The following is a 14,023-nucleotide window of genomic DNA, read 5'->3' as shown; positions in this document are numbered from 1 at the left end:
ATCAGGGCGGGCGATGGCCGCTTCTGAGTGAAAAGCAGACTCGTTATTATTCGATTTGCGACTGGCCGCTCATGACGGATTGCGAGCGCCTGGCCGCCGACAGTGCTTACGGCTCAGCCGAGATGCTGGGGTGGCTGGTCAACGAGCGCGCGATCGAGCCGCACATTCCGGTGTTCGACAAGTCGGCCCGCGTTGGGTTCAACCGATCGCGGCGACACGCGTCATCATTTCCGCTGCTCGCTCCGAAGCTTAACGACCCGAAAACCGACATTGCTGGACGAACTTTCTGACGTGTTGGAACTGCGCGCCGCGACGCGATAGCGATTGCAATATGATTCGTGGCAAAGAAATGAGCCACCACGCAGTGAGCGATTGAGCGATGGATCACTCTGTAACGGATCGCGCGCCGCAGTGATGCGGTGATATCGGGGCGAGAAGTAATCCGCGCACCATTCCCAGACGTTTCCAGCCGCGTTGTGCAGGCCGTAGCCATTGGCAGCAAAAGCGTGGACGGGTGCGGTTCCGGCGTAACCATCGCCGGCAGTGTTGTGATTGGGAAAGTCGCCTTGCCAGATGTTGCAGCGGTGTTCGCCTGCAGGTGTCACCTCGTCGCCCCAGGGATAAGTCGACTGCTTCAGGCCGCCGCGCGCGGCCATTTCCCATTCGGCTTCGGTCGGCAGGCGCGTCCCCGACCATTGACAGTAGGCGATGGCGTCGTTCCAAGAGGCGTGCACCACCGGATGATCGAGACGATCTAGGACCGTGCTCGGCGGTCCCTCGGGCTGCGCCCAATAAGCGTGCGGCACCGGGATCCACCATGGCGTATCGGCGACCCGGCTACCGATCTGTCGCTTGAAATTCTCAGGCAGAAAGCCAGCGAAGACAAAGCTCCAGCCATACCGTTCCGCGTCCGTTGTGTATCCGGTGGCGCGGACGAAATCACCGAACTGCAGATTGCTGACCGCAAAGCACGCAATCTCAAATTCGCTGACGGTGACCTGCCGGACCGGACCTTCGCCGTCATCAGGAAACCGACTGTCTTCCGATCCCATCAGGAAGGTGCCACCGATTGGAGGGCTCCAGCGGCGAGGGACGACGGTTCGGCTCGGCTCAATCCGAGATGTTGGCGCAACAGAGCCTGTCGCTGCCGACGGATCGTCGGCAGGGCCCTGCGTGCAGCAACCAGGATTATGCTTATCCATTTCGGAATTCAGCGATGGGTATCGCGCTCCGCAGCTCGGGTTGCCAGTTACACGTTACTTCTGCTTCTCTTCTTCCCAGAAGGCGGTCCCGCCTTCCGCCTTCATCAATTCCAGAATCTTTTCGCGCGGGATGACGCCGCAACGTTTGGCCCAGGCATGATACTGCTCAGTCATGTCGCGGACACGATCCGGATGTTGCGCGGCGAGGTCGCGCATCTCGGTGCGGTCGGTCTCCATATCATAGAGTTCCCACGTCCCCGGATATTTTCGTACCAGCTTCCATTTTCCAATACGGACCGCGGCGTTGCCCTCGTGCTCCCAGAACAGCGGACCGCGACCGCCATAGGCGGAAGCAAACGATGGCACCAGGCTTTCGCCTTCGCAGGGCACGATGGTGTTGCCGTTGTATTCCCTGGGGTAGGTCGAGCCGGTCACGTCGACGATGGTCGCCATGATATCGGGCAGTTGGCTCGGATTGTGGCGCAAGCCGCCTTTCTCCTTGATGCCGCGTGGCCAGTGCACGATGAAGGGCGTCGCAATGCCGCCTTCATGGATCCAGTGCTTGTAGAGCCGGAATGGCGTATTCGACAAATTGGCCCAAGCGGTTCCGTAACTCTGATAGGTATCCTCGGCGCCCGGCATCAGCGAAGGGTCGTTGCCGAGGCGAACCGGCTCGCCCTTGCGGGTTTTGGCCTTGGCGATCATCAACTGATCGACCAGTTCACGCGCGGTGACGCCCTGCGGAATATCTTCGGCGCAGGCGCCGTTGTCCGACAGGAAGATCAGCAGGGTGTTGTCGAGCTGACTGGTCTCTTCCAGGGCAGCAATGATGCGGCCGATGCCCTGGTCCATGCGGTCGATTTGTGCGGCATATACCTCCATGCAGCGCAAAGTCCATTCGCGGTGCTCGGCCTTGGTCCACGGTGGCTGGGTTGGATCGCGATCGGTCAATTGCCAGTTCGGATGAATGATGCCGTCATCGACCAGGCGCTTCAGCCGTTGCTCGCGCAGTTCGTCCCAGCCCGCATCGAACCTGCCTTTGTATTTGGCGATGTCCTCGTCATGGGCATGCAGCGGCCAGTGCGGCGCCGTGTAGGCGACATATTGGAAGAAAGGCGTGCCTGGGCTCGTCTGCCTATGTTGCCTGATATAGGCGACAGCCTGATCGCTAATGGCATCGGTATAGAAGAACGAAGGATCGTTCTCGGCCTCGTGCTCGATATTGTCGTTGCCGCGGGTCAGCGTATTCGGATGGTAAAAGCTACCGGCGCCGATAATGGTGCCGAAGAAATAGTCAAAGCCGCGCTGCAACGGCCATGCATCGGTCGGCTCGGTCAGGCTGGACGAAATGTGCCACTTGCCGCTGAGATAGGTCATGTAGTTGTTCTGCTTCAGAACCTCGGCAACGGTGACGCAACTCTTGTTCAGATTGCCGGCATAGCCCTCCGGTCCGTTGCTGTAGGTCAGGATGCCGATCCCGGTCTGATGCGGATGAAGCCCGGTCAGCAGCGAGGCACGCGACGGGCTGCAGCGGGCGGTGTTGTAAAACTGCGAATAGCGCAGGCCATTGGCCGCCAGCCGGTCCAGGTTGGGAGTCTGGATTTCGCCGCCGTAACAGCCGATATCGGAAAATCCCATGTCATCATTGAGAATGATCAGGATGTTGGGGCTGTCTGATGTTTTACCATTTGCCATGGTTATTGGTCCTTCGTGCAAAGTGGCGGGAGAGGGTGGTTAGGCATGACGCCTCGTCAGGTTGATGCTGAGGCGGAAATAGTCGGGCAGATAGACCGAGCGCAGCAGTTCGAGCGGACGCTCGTCCTTGCTCAGGGTCAGGCGTTCCATCGACAGCAGCGGGCTGCCGACCTTGACGCCCAGCAGCTTGGCGCTGGTCGTGTCGGCAAGCGACGCGCCGATCGTCTGGTTGGCTTCCTTGATGGCGTGTCCGAGTTCGTCCTCGAAAACGCTGTACATGATGATCGAAGTCAGGTCGCGCTTCTCGAGTTCCAGGCCGATATCCGGCGGATAGAAGGCGTGCTCGATGGCAATCGGGATATCGTCGGCGAGACGCAGGCGCTTGAGTTGCCAGACCGCGCGTTCCTTCAATTGGTCGCGGACGCCGGCATCGTGGCGATTGGTCATACCCTGTTGCAGGACCTTCGCGCCGGCCTGATAGCCGGCGTCGCGGATGGTCTCCGAAAAGCCCATCAACTTTCCGACCCAGTTTTCCGGCTGGTTGGAGCGCAGGAAGGTGCCGCGGCCCCGGGCGCGGGCGAACATGCCTTCGTTCACCAGCGGCGAGATGGCGTTGCGAATAGTGATGCGGCTGACGCCAAAATGCCGGCCGAGCTCGGCTTCGGTCATCAGGCGGCCGGTCTTGTCGATCAGTTCGCCATCCTTGACCTGGCGGCGAATGGTCTCGCGAACCTGAATGTGCAGCGGCAGGGAAGTGGCCGCAGCCGAGGACGCGGCATCGTGGATGGTCTCGGCCTTTTTGCGGATGCGCGCGGGCATTTTACAGTCGCCTTCTCGTGGCCGGGTCGAACAGATGAATGTCTTGCGGGCGGGCGGCGATCGAAATCACCGCGCCTTCGGGCGGGACGCTTTCGTCGCCGACGCGAATCCGCATCGCGGTTCCCGCGCAATCGAGGTCGAGCACCTTGGTATCGCCGAGATCTTCGATCAGCTCGACCCGGGCTTTGAGTCCGTCCGGCGCGATCCGCAGCGCGCCGGGACGAATGCCGACGACGACGTCGCGCTCGCCGGCGGCCTGCATCGCGGTCTTCAGGCGGTGACCGGCGATGATGACGTCGCCATCGGCAAGGCGGGCCGGCAACAGGTTCATCGGCGGGCTGCCGATGAAGGCGGCGACATCGATCGAATTGGGTTTTGCGAAGATTTCGGCCGGGCGGCCGACCTGTTGGATTTCGCCGGCCATGAACACCGCCATGCGGTCGGCCAGCGTCATGGCCTCTTCCTGATCATGGGTCACGTACACAGCCGTGACGCCGAGCGAGCGTTGCAATTTCTTCAGCTCGGCGCGGGTTTCCATGCGCAATTTGGCGTCGAGGTTGGAGAGGGGTTCATCGAGCAGGAACAGGCGTGCCTTGCGAACGATGGCACGCGCCAGCGCACAGCGCTGCTGCTGGCCGCCCGACAACTGGCCGGGTTTGCGATCGAGCAGATGCTCGATCTTGACCTTACGCGCGGCATCCTTCACCGCAACGTCGATCTCGGCCACCGGAAGCTTGGCCATTTCCAGCGGAAAGGCGATGTTTTCGTACACGCTCATGTGCGGGTACAGCGCGTAGCTCTGAAACACCATGGCAATGTCGCGGTCGCGCGCATCCGTGGCCGTGATGTCCCGCCCGTCGATGAAGACGCGGCCCGAGGTCGGCGCATCCAGGCCGGCCAGAATCCGCAGCGTCGTGCTCTTGCCCGAGCCGGATGGGCCGAGCAGCGCAAAGAATTCGCCGGGCTCGATGTCGAACGACACGCCCTTCAATGCGCTGAACTCGCCGTGCATCTTGACGATGTCTTCGAAACGTACCTGACCTCGACCGGTCATCGGCGGCCTCCGCCCTTGACGGCGCCAACCGTGAGGCCCTTGACGATATTCTTCTGGGCGATGATGCCGAGGATGACCACGGGCAGCATCGCCAGCACCGAGACCGCCGCGAGCTTGGCCCACAGGGTCTGTTCGACCGACACGAAATTGAACATCGCGACGGTGACTGGCCGCACGGTGTTGCCGCTCAGGACGACCGCGAACAGAAATTCGTTCCAGGCATTGAGGAATACGAATACGATGGTGACCGCGATGCCGCCGCGCACCTGCGGAATGATGATCCGCCACAGCGTCCGCATCCGGCTGGCGCCGTCGAGATAGGCGGCTTCCTCCATCTCGAAGGGAATGTCCTCGAAATAGGACACGAGCAGCCATATCGCGAACGGCAGCGAGAATGACAAATAGATCAGGATGATGCCCTGGTAGGTGTCGATCCAACCGATATTCCGCAGGATCAGGAAGTAAGGAATAATGATGCCGACCGGCGGCAGCATCTGGGTGGCGAGCACATAGAAGCCGGCGAATTTCTTGCCGCGAAAGCGCAGGCGCGCCAGCGCATAGGCGGCCGGCACCGCCATCAGCATGGTGATGACGGTAGTTCCGATCGAGATGACGAAGCTGGAGATCAGGTTCGGCAGGATCGATCCCGAGCCGAACAACACGTCGCGATAGGCTTCAAGCGTCGGCTGGAAGATCAGCTTCGGCGGATAGGCCAATACATCCTGATCGGTCTTGAGCGAGTTCAGCACGCTCCAGACGATGGGGAACACCCACGCCAGCAGGAAGATCAGCGTGATGATCATGGTCGCGACGAAGCGGAAGCGTTTCGCCGTCATTTTGCTCTCCGCAGTGCGAACAGAACGCCGGAGATCAGCAGGGTCACGATTAGCAGCGCGACGGCAAGCGCGGAGCCGTAACCGATCGACAATTCGGTAAAGGACTTCCGGTAGGCGTAGAGGTTCAGAATTTCCGTTGCGGTGCCCGGACCACCGCCTGTCACGGTGAAGATCGCGGCGAACGCTGTCAGGGCGACCATGGTCCGCATGATCACGACCATGACGATAGCAGGGCGGAGCAGGGGTAGCGTAATGCGCCGGAAGCGCTGCCATGCGCTGGCGCGGTCGAGCCGTGCGGCTTCGTAGATGTCTTCCGGGAGCGAAGCGAGGCTGGCCAGCAGCACCATGAACGCAAAGGGCGTCCACTGCCAGGTGTGGATCACGATCACCGAGATCATCGCGAGCAGGGGATCGCCGAGCCAGTTCTTGCTGCCAAGACCGGCATTGATGGCGAGGTAGTCGACGATGCCGAATTCAGGCGCCAGCATGAAGGTACGCCAGATCATGCCGACCACCGCCGGGGAAAGAACGACCGGCAGAATGGCGACGACGCGAAACCAGCCCTGGCCGCGCTTCATGTCCATCACCAGCAGCGCCAGCGCCAATCCCAGCGCGACCTGCAGCACGACGGTGGCGCCGGTATAGACCAGACTGACCAGCAGCGACGACCAGAACCGATCGTCGGTCAGCAGCGTGCGATAGTTTTCCAGTCCGACAAAGCCATCGGCGAATGGCATAGCTAGGTCCATCCGGAACGCGCTGGTTCCGATCAGGAACAGAAGCGGAAATGTCGTGGTTGCCAGCAACGCCATGAAGGCCGGCGCCAGCAATGCGGCCGCGAACCGGCGCTCACGCTGCGCCAGCACGCGGCCGAGATCGCTTGCGGCGGTCCCGGTCGCGATGCCTGCCGTCGCGGTTGCCGGCTTCACCCGGTCAGCCCCGCATCATTGGTTCGACGCGGCGCTGGGCGTCGTCGAGCGCCGCCTTGACGGTGGCCTGTCCCGACAGCGCCGACTGGATGGCGGTCGCCATGGTGTCGCCGATCGCCGGCCATTGCGGCACCCGCGGACGCCAGTCGACGTCGGTGTCGCCCTGCAGCGTGGCCATTGTTGCCTCGACGAAATTTTCGCCAAAGCCGCTCATCAGCTTGACGTATTCAGCGTCCTTCCAGATCGAGGTCCGGTTGACGCCCGAGCGCTTGGTGGGTCCGGCGAAACGGTGCGCCGTGCGTGCCTGGGTTTCCGCGCTCGCAGCCCACTGGATGAACAGCCAGGTTGCTTTCTTCTTCTTTTCGGTCTGCGCGGCATTGATCGGGAAACCCCAGTTCCAGATCGAGCTCACGCGCTTGCCGGAGGGTCCCTTCGGCCAACGGGCATAACCGACCTTGCCGATCACCTTCGACTTCTCGGGGTTGTTGATCACGGAAGCCGAGGAGTGGGCGTCGATGTAGCTTGCGAGCGTGCCTTGTGAGAAGGCATCCGCAATATCGGGCCAGTTCCAGTTGGCCGCGGCCGTTGGTGCGGACTTGCGCATCAGATCGACATACCAGGACAGCGCCTGTTCGGCTTCAGGTCCGTTTACCGTCAGCTTGCCGCCCTTGAACCATTCGCCGCCGAACTCGCGGAAGATCGAGGGATAGATGTACATATTCTGCCCCGCGCCGGCGACGCCGCGAAGCGCCGTTCCCCAGACGCGATCGTTGGGCGTGTTCAGCGCCGCGGCGTTCGAGACGAACGCCGCCAAGTCGTCGGCGGGTTTCAGGCCCTTCGCGTCGTAGAGATCCTTGCGGTAGACTTGGATGGTGACTTCGCCGTCGTAGGGCACGCCATAGAGCTTGCCATCGACGCTGTCGGCGGCGCGCCAGGCCGGAATGATGTCGTCGAATTTGAACCAGTCGGCATCGGTCAGTGATTTGTCGTTGAGGTAACTGTCGAGCGGCTCGACCCATTTGTTCGCGGCATAGAGCGAATAGTACATGGGGTCGGCGGCATGGGTGGCATAGGTGCCGGTCTTCGAGGTGAGGTCGATGACGGCCTTCTGCCGGATCTGCGCCGGCGGAATTTTCTCGAAGCGAACGTCGATTCCGGTCAGCGTCTTGAACTGCGGCGCGACCGTGATCAGGTTTTCAAAATAGCTCGCTGGGATAACTGCAACCGTGATGGTTTCGCCGGATGCCTGCTGCCAGTCGATCTTGGCCGCTTTGTAGGGCGCGAGGTCGGCCTCCTGCGCCGTGGCCTGCCGTAGTAATACCGCGGGCCCGAGGCCGATCAGCGCTGCCGTGCCCGTCTTGAGGAAAGTCCGCCGTGTTGGCCTGAATGACACCATTTCCGTCCTCCCTGGCTCCGGCTTTTGCCGGTTAAGTTAGGACATTTGCTCAAATGTTATAACATGTCAAACTAGGCGTTTTGCGGCGCTCATGACCAGTCGCGGGGAACGAACAGGAGGAGGAAACAATGATCAAATATCTGGCGTCGCTGTCGCTCGCGGGCGCGTATCTTTCGACCGCCCCGGCACTGGCCGCAGACCCCGACATCACACATCCCGATCGCACTAATCGACCCATCGCGCTCCGACATGACCGCCGAACTTAACCGGCTTTCGGCGACGATTATCGGATTTTCGGGGACGGGCTCGATTACGGCCGAGTAGAACGCGCGCGTGGGTTTCGGGCGCAACGCCTACATCGACTCGACAAGGTAGAGGGCCGCAATCTCAACCCGATACTGAATTCGACCCTGCAGGACGTCGAGCTGAAAAAGCCAAAGGCCGAGATTGCCGAGGAGCTCCGGCGCGGCGTTCCCCCTGAACAAGTCGATCATGACTCGCAAGGCGGTCCGGGTCGCAAGCCAGGCGGACGCGCTCTTTTGCAACGTCGACACGCTCGAAGCGAGACATATAGCTGACCTAATCGGCAGCGCTTTCCTGATCCCGCTGTCGAGGTCGGCGTGTCGATCCCCACCAAAAAGACGCCGGATGGCGGGCAGCCATCGCGGATGTCTGCGGCCGTATCGATTGTGCTCAGTCGGGCCGATCGACGTTGGGCGATCGCGGCGTCTAACGCCGGATTTGCTCCGGGCCGAGTATTTGCCGAATGCGTTCCCGGAGGCGTTTCGCGCGGAAGTTGAGGCAGGCTGAATCAATGGCATCGTCGAGGAAGCGCCGTCGGTAATCACAATCAATATGCGCGCCTCGGCAGCTTGCGCGAGTTCATCGCGCGCGCATATCCGTTCCGCTTGGATCCGAACGAGAACGGGAAAACGTCGGATGTTTCCGGTTCTCGATCTTGACCCAGGGCCGCGGACGATAGCACCACTCGCGTCTTAGACCTAGCCTCGATCGAGACCACAGGAGGACAGGAATCTCGTTGAAGTATCCAGAGTTCGGGCTGGGCGAAGAGACCCCGCCCGGCCTCAAACTTCGCAAGGGTTCGCTTTAGGGACAATTCACTAGGGTGACGCTCCGGATATGCTTGGCCTGCCTTGAGGTAGTTCCACCTCGGTACGGCGGAATGTGGGAGCGTAATTCAGATCGTATCGGCAACCGATTTTTCATGGCGCGGTAAGTCTCGTTGCGCTCGATGAGATAGTTTCCTGGCGCTCGGTCTTGAGAGGGACCTGATTGTCCACCGGGACTTGGCCCTCTCCGGTCCGATGTATATCACGCGGTCCGTTCTTCCGACGAACCAATAGACAAGGATCGCACTGACCATCAGGATGCCAACGATCGCAAGATTACGGACATCGGTGCCAGAGCACGGCTCCAAGTCAGCCGACCACGACGGGCAGGTCACCCCACAGATGGATCAGCCGACGGTGAACCCCAGAACCCGCCGTCTCAACATGCAAAGGACCGGTTCGGACTTCGATGTCATTCAGAGCCGTTTACCTTGGGGCGAGTGCGTCGCAGTCGCACTCGACAGCTCTCTCACAACAGAGTCCCGTGCCCTGCCTACTTCATACTGCGCGAACCGAACTAAGGAATTTGGAGACTTCGACTTTCAGACGATTGCTGTCGCCTGACAGCATTTGAGCGGCCGACAACACTTGAGAGGAGGCAGAGCCAGTCTCACCTGCACCCCGCTGAACATCGGTGATGTTTGCCGAAACCTGTTGGGTTCCCTGCGCGGCCTGTTGGACGTTTCTAGAAATTTCCTGCGTAGCTGCCCCCTGTTCCTCAACTGCAGCCGCGATGGTCGAGGATATTTCCGACAGTCTCTCAATGGTGCAGCTAATCTCTTTGATGGCGGTAACGGACTCTTCCGTTGCACCCTGGATGCCGGCGATCTGTTGGCTGATCTCGCCCGTAGCCTTGGCTGTCTGCTCAGCCAACGCCTTGACCTCGGAAGCCACCACCGCAAAACCGCGGCCAGCGTCACCGGCGCGCGCGGCTTCGATAGTGGCGTTGAGCGCGAGCAGGTTGGTTTGACCTGCGATGGTGTTGATGAGATCAACAACGTCACCGATCCGGCCCGCCGCCTTTGACAGCTCGCCCACGCGGTCATTAGTAACGCGGGCCTGGTCCACAGCTTCATTGGCAATCCGTGCGGATTCCTGCACCTGCCGGCTGATTTCGGTAACGGAGGAAGATAACTCCTCCGTTGCTGAGGCGACCGACTGGACATTAGCCGAGGCTTGGCCGGAGGCGGCAGCGACCGTGGTTGTTAGTTCCTGCGAACGTTCGGCGGTGGCGGTAAGCGTCACCGCTGATGCTTCAAGCTCTGTGGAGGCCGAGGAAACCGCTTCGACGATTTCGCCAACCGCGCTTTCGAACTGATCTGCAAGCTTGACCATGTCCGTCTTGCGCTGCTGCACCGCGATCTCGTCCTGCCTTCGCTTGGTCTCCGCTTCGTCGCGCGCCTTCTGCTCCGCGACGACCTTGAATTTCTCGACTGCACCGGCAATGCCGCCGACCTCGTCCTTGCGGCCGAGGCCAGGAAGTACCACGGCGAAGTTGCCCCCGGCGAGTTCATCCATCGCAGCCGTCAAGGCACGCATGGGCCTTACAATGGTCATAAAGGAGAACAGCCACGTGCCAAGCAGCATGAGCATTGCGCAGATGCCGACAGCTAGGCAAACGCGCTCGGCAGCTACCATCTCGCGAGCCGCTTCCGCATTTTCTTCTTGAACCCTGTGTTTGGCGAAATCAGCCACTTGGTTGGCAACCTGTTCCAATTCGGCGGCGATCGGCAGGGTTACTTCTCGGGCTATGCGCACCGCCTCATCGTTCAGTTTGGCGATCTTCTGGACCCCATCAGGCGATCCCGCTGTACCTGCTCCAATCGCTTCCTTCCGCAGCGCTGCGATTTGCTGCGCCCCCTTGAAATAATCGCCAGCTTTCGCCTTGAGGTGCTCTATGCGTGCCCGATTATCCGCGGAGTGCGATAGTTTAAGCATCTCATCGGCGTACGTCAGCATCGACTTCAGCCGCGCGCTCAAATACTCGTTAGCTTTCTGAAGATCCATCGGCGTGGTGGCGAGCCTAAGATCCCGAGTCCCCGTTTGCATACCGCGGATCGAAGCTTTTGCATCGATGGCATCGCGCGCGATGATCTGTTGCTCAAGGGCACTCTTGTACGTGCTCTTGATAGCACTATTGCCAATCAGCTGGCTGGCGATCATTGATCCTACCAGCAGTGCGGCGGCTACGGACGCGAGGGCGAGCTTTGTCCCGATCCGAAGATTCAGAATCCATTTCATAGTGTCCCCCATTGATGTTCAGTGGAAATGGCGCCGGAAATACCCCAACCGGGAGAACGGTGCGTTCGCTGTTTTGTGGAAGCCTACCGTCAATCTTCGAGGTTAGTCTTAACGACCGGTGGGTATAATTACGGTATGGCTCATCTAACCGCCTGAAAACATGCACGTTTCGCGTGCCATCGAAAAGCGACGCACGCCAAGATCACGCCTCTTTCTTTAAACGAGCTACTTCAGACCGCCGGGGCGACCGATCGAGTCTTGATCCAGCGGACGCATCGTGTTTGCGAAGCTGCTTTTGGGAGCTATGAAATCGTCCTGCACGAGAGTTGTTCGTCAAACTTAACTTCGCTTTTGATCAACACCATCGCTTTGATTTTTTGGACGCCAAGTCGCTACCGCGTTGCGTTTTGGTGAGATGGCTCGCGGTTGCGAAACGTGCTCCAGCTTTCGGCCCGGCAACCAGCGATTAGTGAGCTGTCAAAACGTCTGGGTAATCTTGCTCAGGCGAGGGGGGCGATCCGGGTTAAATCCGGAAGCGCGGGCTGTGTGTTCGATCATTCGATAAGCCGGAATGAGCATGGTGATCGGGTCGGTGGCGGGATCATCCTCGGCCAACCAGGACAGCGAGCCATGCGGTCCGCCGCATAGATGTAGCGCGACCTTTTGCTTTCGCAGTTCCTCTGTCAGGGCGTCGACCGAGGCCGCCGTTTCGTCCATGAGGCGCATCATGACAACCGGCGTGCGCCATGATAGCGCGGCGCGCGGTCCATGCTGCAGCTCGGCAGCGCTCAGACCAATGGAAGGTAGGCGCAGGACTTCCGAAAGTTTGAGGGCGATCTCCCGCGCCGAGCCTAGGCCTAGGCCTCGCGCTGCCACAAACACAGCTGATGCCTTGGCGAGATCATCGGCAATCTTGAGCCAGTCGAGCGCAAGTGCGCGGTGCAGGCGCTCCGGCAGCCTGTCGAGAGCTGACCGAAGCGCAAGATCTTCCGCCAGTTCGGCAACAAGTCCGGCGCCAGCTGCCATCGAGCCTAACACGGTCTTGGTCGCGGCGACGGAGTGCTCCTGGCCGGCGTCGATCGGAATGACGAATTCCGCTTCGTCAGCCACTGGCGACGACGTCGCATTGACGATGGCGATGGTGCGGGCGCCCGCGGCGCGCGCCGACTTGGTCGCCGCGACAAGATCCGGGCTGCGCCCGGATTGCGAAATGACGATGAACAGAGCATCGCGCAGCATCAACCGTGTCCGAAATGCCGTGATCACCGAAGGGGCGCTGGGCGAAACGGGGAGACGAAGCCGCGTCTCAATAAGATATCTTAAGTAAACTCCGGCATGCCCAGAGCTTCCCCGGCCGCATACGACGCACAGGGGGACTGAGCCAATCCCAACTCGCTGTGCGATGTCGCGCGTGGCGGAGCGGGTACGAACAATTTTGGCGACGACATCTGCGCTTTCACCGATTTCGCTCGCCATCGCGGAAGTGGTCACGGCGCAACGGCTCCGCCTTGCTTGTGCGCAGCCCCTCCTTTGGGATGCCGGTCATGATCCCTGGCGAGTTCAGCAAACACTCGCCGCAGGTTGCCGTCACAGCTTTTTAAAATGGTCTCGGCATCAACCCTGTCGACGCCCAGCGCCAGAAGGCCTGCCGTCTTGATGTCTCCCTCGGCCTGCTCAAGCCAGCGTGCCGCATGCGACGGATCACATTGCGCGATTTGCGCCACCATGGCCTCGGCGCGCCGCTTCAGCTTGGCATTGGTCGGCTGCATGTTCACCATCATGCCACGGTACACCCGGCCAAGGCGCAGCATGATACCTGAGGAGATCAGGTTGAGCACAACCTTCTGCGCGGTGCCCGCCTTCATCCGCGTGGAGCCCGCGATTAGTTCGCGGCCGGTCTCGATCAGGATCGGAAACTTTGCCGACGTCAGCAGTGCGGTGCCGGGATTGTTGGCAACACCGATCGTCACTGCACCGAAAGAGCTTGCCTGCTGTAGGGCGGCGACCGTGAATGGCGTTGTCCCGCTGGCGGCCACGGCGATCACCGCGTCGTGCGGTGTGAGCCGCGTGGCATTGATCTGCGTGACCGCATCGTCGACGTCATCCTCGGCACCCTCGATGCTGGTGACGAACGCGCTGTCTCCGCCGGCGACGATGAAGCGGACGCGCTCGCTGGGCCAGGCGAAGGTCGGCATCAGCTCGGCGCCGTCCTGAACGGCCACCCGGCCCGAGGTGCCGGCTCCGATATACACAATGCGTCCATGATCACCCAGCGCCGCCTTGGCCGCTTCGGTCGCCGCAGCGATCGCGGGAAGGGCATGGCCGATCGCTGCGACTGCCGCAAGCTGGCCCTCCCACATAGCTTCCATGGCTGACGTTAGCGACCATGCATCAAGATCGGCAAAACGGGGATCGACTTCTTCGGTGGCCATTTCGTTGATCCATTCGCCATCAAACGCGGAACTGCGAAGCCTCTTCATGGTCAGTTTCTCTCTTAGGTAGGTCAAGTCGCCGTCGTGCCACCAGTAACGCGCCGGCCGCCGCATCCGCGTCAGGACACTTCAGGCGGGCGCGCAGGTCAGGCGTCAGCCAAGGCGTAATGGCATCCGCGAGCCCGCCTACCAACGAGAGCCGGTCAATTCCTCTCGCCAGGAACAGATCAAGCAGATCGCCAATGGCATCCGCCGCGCGTTCGACAACGCGACGGCCGACCGGATCGCC

At 60.9% G+C, this 14,023-nt stretch carries 11 protein-coding genes and 2 pseudogenes; 2 read left to right on the top strand and 11 right to left on the bottom strand.

The features are described 5' to 3' along the window. A pseudogene (locus tag JQ609_RS34590) lies at positions 1-290 on the top strand (hypothetical protein); the annotation flags it as partial. Here JQ609_RS34590 and JQ609_RS34585 read toward each other — a convergent pair. The 7 genes from JQ609_RS34585 to JQ609_RS34555 form a co-directional block, all read right to left on the bottom strand. Next, on the bottom strand, positions 225-1,052 hold the full coding sequence (locus JQ609_RS34585; RefSeq protein WP_212214846.1) for a formylglycine-generating enzyme family protein: 828 nt from the start codon (positions 1,050-1,052) through the stop codon (positions 225-227). The pseudogene JQ609_RS34590 and the gene JQ609_RS34585 sit on opposite strands and share 66 nt — an antisense overlap. A gap of 204 nt (positions 1,053-1,256) precedes the next feature. Beyond that, positions 1,257-2,897 carry an arylsulfatase gene (locus JQ609_RS34580; protein ID WP_212277092.1) on the bottom strand — a complete coding sequence of 547 codons (1,641 nt, stop codon included), beginning with the start codon at positions 2,895-2,897 and terminating at the stop codon, positions 1,257-1,259. A 39-nt stretch (positions 2,898-2,936) separates the two neighbouring features. After that, on the bottom strand, positions 2,937-3,716 hold the full coding sequence (locus JQ609_RS34575) for a GntR family transcriptional regulator (RefSeq protein ID WP_212277090.1): 780 nt from the start codon (positions 3,714-3,716) through the stop codon (positions 2,937-2,939). Between the two features lies 1 nt (position 3,717). After that, positions 3,718-4,770, bottom strand: coding sequence for an ABC transporter ATP-binding protein (locus tag JQ609_RS34570; protein WP_212214853.1), 1,053 nt, complete (start codon positions 4,768-4,770; stop codon positions 3,718-3,720). Next, on the bottom strand, positions 4,767-5,606 hold the full coding sequence (locus JQ609_RS34565; protein WP_212214854.1) for a carbohydrate ABC transporter permease: 840 nt from the start codon (positions 5,604-5,606) through the stop codon (positions 4,767-4,769). The genes JQ609_RS34570 and JQ609_RS34565 overlap by 4 nt, the downstream gene beginning before the upstream one ends. Continuing rightward, complete coding sequence (locus JQ609_RS35435; RefSeq protein WP_212039158.1) at positions 5,603-6,535, bottom strand: carbohydrate ABC transporter permease; 933 nt, start codon at positions 6,533-6,535, stop codon at positions 5,603-5,605. The genes JQ609_RS34565 and JQ609_RS35435 overlap by 4 nt, the downstream gene beginning before the upstream one ends. A gap of 4 nt (positions 6,536-6,539) precedes the next feature. Further along, positions 6,540-7,931, bottom strand: coding sequence for a sugar ABC transporter substrate-binding protein (locus JQ609_RS34555; RefSeq protein WP_212277088.1), 1,392 nt, complete (start codon positions 7,929-7,931; stop codon positions 6,540-6,542). Positions 7,932-8,059: 128 nt separating this feature from the next. On the opposite strand from JQ609_RS34555, the gene JQ609_RS34550 reads away from it, so the two are divergent. Further along, entirely contained in the window at positions 8,060-8,197 is a 138-nt protein-coding gene (locus tag JQ609_RS34550) for a hypothetical protein (RefSeq protein ID WP_212214856.1), read from the top strand. Positions 8,198-9,559: 1,362 nt separating this feature from the next. Here JQ609_RS34550 and JQ609_RS34545 read toward each other — a convergent pair. From JQ609_RS34545 to JQ609_RS34530, 4 genes and pseudogenes are all read right to left on the bottom strand, one after another. Then, positions 9,560-11,302, bottom strand: a complete 1,743-nt coding sequence (locus tag JQ609_RS34545) for a methyl-accepting chemotaxis protein (RefSeq protein WP_212214866.1) — start codon at positions 11,300-11,302, stop codon at positions 9,560-9,562. Positions 11,303-11,779: 477 nt separating this feature from the next. Continuing rightward, complete coding sequence (locus JQ609_RS34540; RefSeq protein ID WP_212214912.1) at positions 11,780-12,778, bottom strand: SIS domain-containing protein; 999 nt, start codon at positions 12,776-12,778, stop codon at positions 11,780-11,782. A gap of 11 nt (positions 12,779-12,789) precedes the next feature. After that, on the bottom strand, positions 12,790-13,734 hold the full coding sequence (locus JQ609_RS34535) for an N-acetylmuramic acid 6-phosphate etherase (protein WP_212214914.1): 945 nt from the start codon (positions 13,732-13,734) through the stop codon (positions 12,790-12,792). 19 nt (positions 13,735-13,753) lie between these two features. After that, positions 13,754-14,023, bottom strand: a pseudogene (locus JQ609_RS34530) (N-acetylglucosamine kinase); the annotation flags it as partial.

Source organism: Bradyrhizobium sp. AUGA SZCCT0169 (assembly GCF_018130085.1).
Classification (GTDB): domain Bacteria; phylum Pseudomonadota; class Alphaproteobacteria; order Rhizobiales; family Xanthobacteraceae; genus Bradyrhizobium.
This window is presented reverse-complemented; position numbering and strand designations above follow the sequence as displayed.

Bases quoted from the DNA above. Each gene is read 5' to 3' on its own strand.
- JQ609_RS34540 (WP_212214912.1), bottom strand. From the start codon at position 12,778: ATGGCGAGCGAAATCGGTGAAAGCGCAGATGTCGTCGCCAAAATTGTT.
- JQ609_RS34550 (WP_212214856.1), top strand. From the start codon at position 8,060: ATGATCAAATATCTGGCGTCGCTGTCGCTCGCGGGCGCGTATCTTTCG.
- JQ609_RS34570 (WP_212214853.1), bottom strand. From the start codon at position 4,770: ATGACCGGTCGAGGTCAGGTACGTTTCGAAGACATCGTCAAGATGCAC.
- JQ609_RS34555 (WP_212277088.1), bottom strand. From the start codon at position 7,931: ATGGTGTCATTCAGGCCAACACGGCGGACTTTCCTCAAGACGGGCACG.
- JQ609_RS34545 (WP_212214866.1), bottom strand. From the start codon at position 11,302: ATGAAATGGATTCTGAATCTTCGGATCGGGACAAAGCTCGCCCTCGCG.
- JQ609_RS34585 (WP_212214846.1), bottom strand. From the start codon at position 1,052: ATGGGATCGGAAGACAGTCGGTTTCCTGATGACGGCGAAGGTCCGGTC.
- JQ609_RS34575 (WP_212277090.1), bottom strand. From the start codon at position 3,716: ATGCCCGCGCGCATCCGCAAAAAGGCCGAGACCATCCACGATGCCGCG.
- JQ609_RS34535 (WP_212214914.1), bottom strand. From the start codon at position 13,734: ATGGCCACCGAAGAAGTCGATCCCCGTTTTGCCGATCTTGATGCATGG.
- JQ609_RS34565 (WP_212214854.1), bottom strand. From the start codon at position 5,606: ATGACGGCGAAACGCTTCCGCTTCGTCGCGACCATGATCATCACGCTG.
- JQ609_RS34580 (WP_212277092.1), bottom strand. From the start codon at position 2,897: ATGGCAAATGGTAAAACATCAGACAGCCCCAACATCCTGATCATTCTC.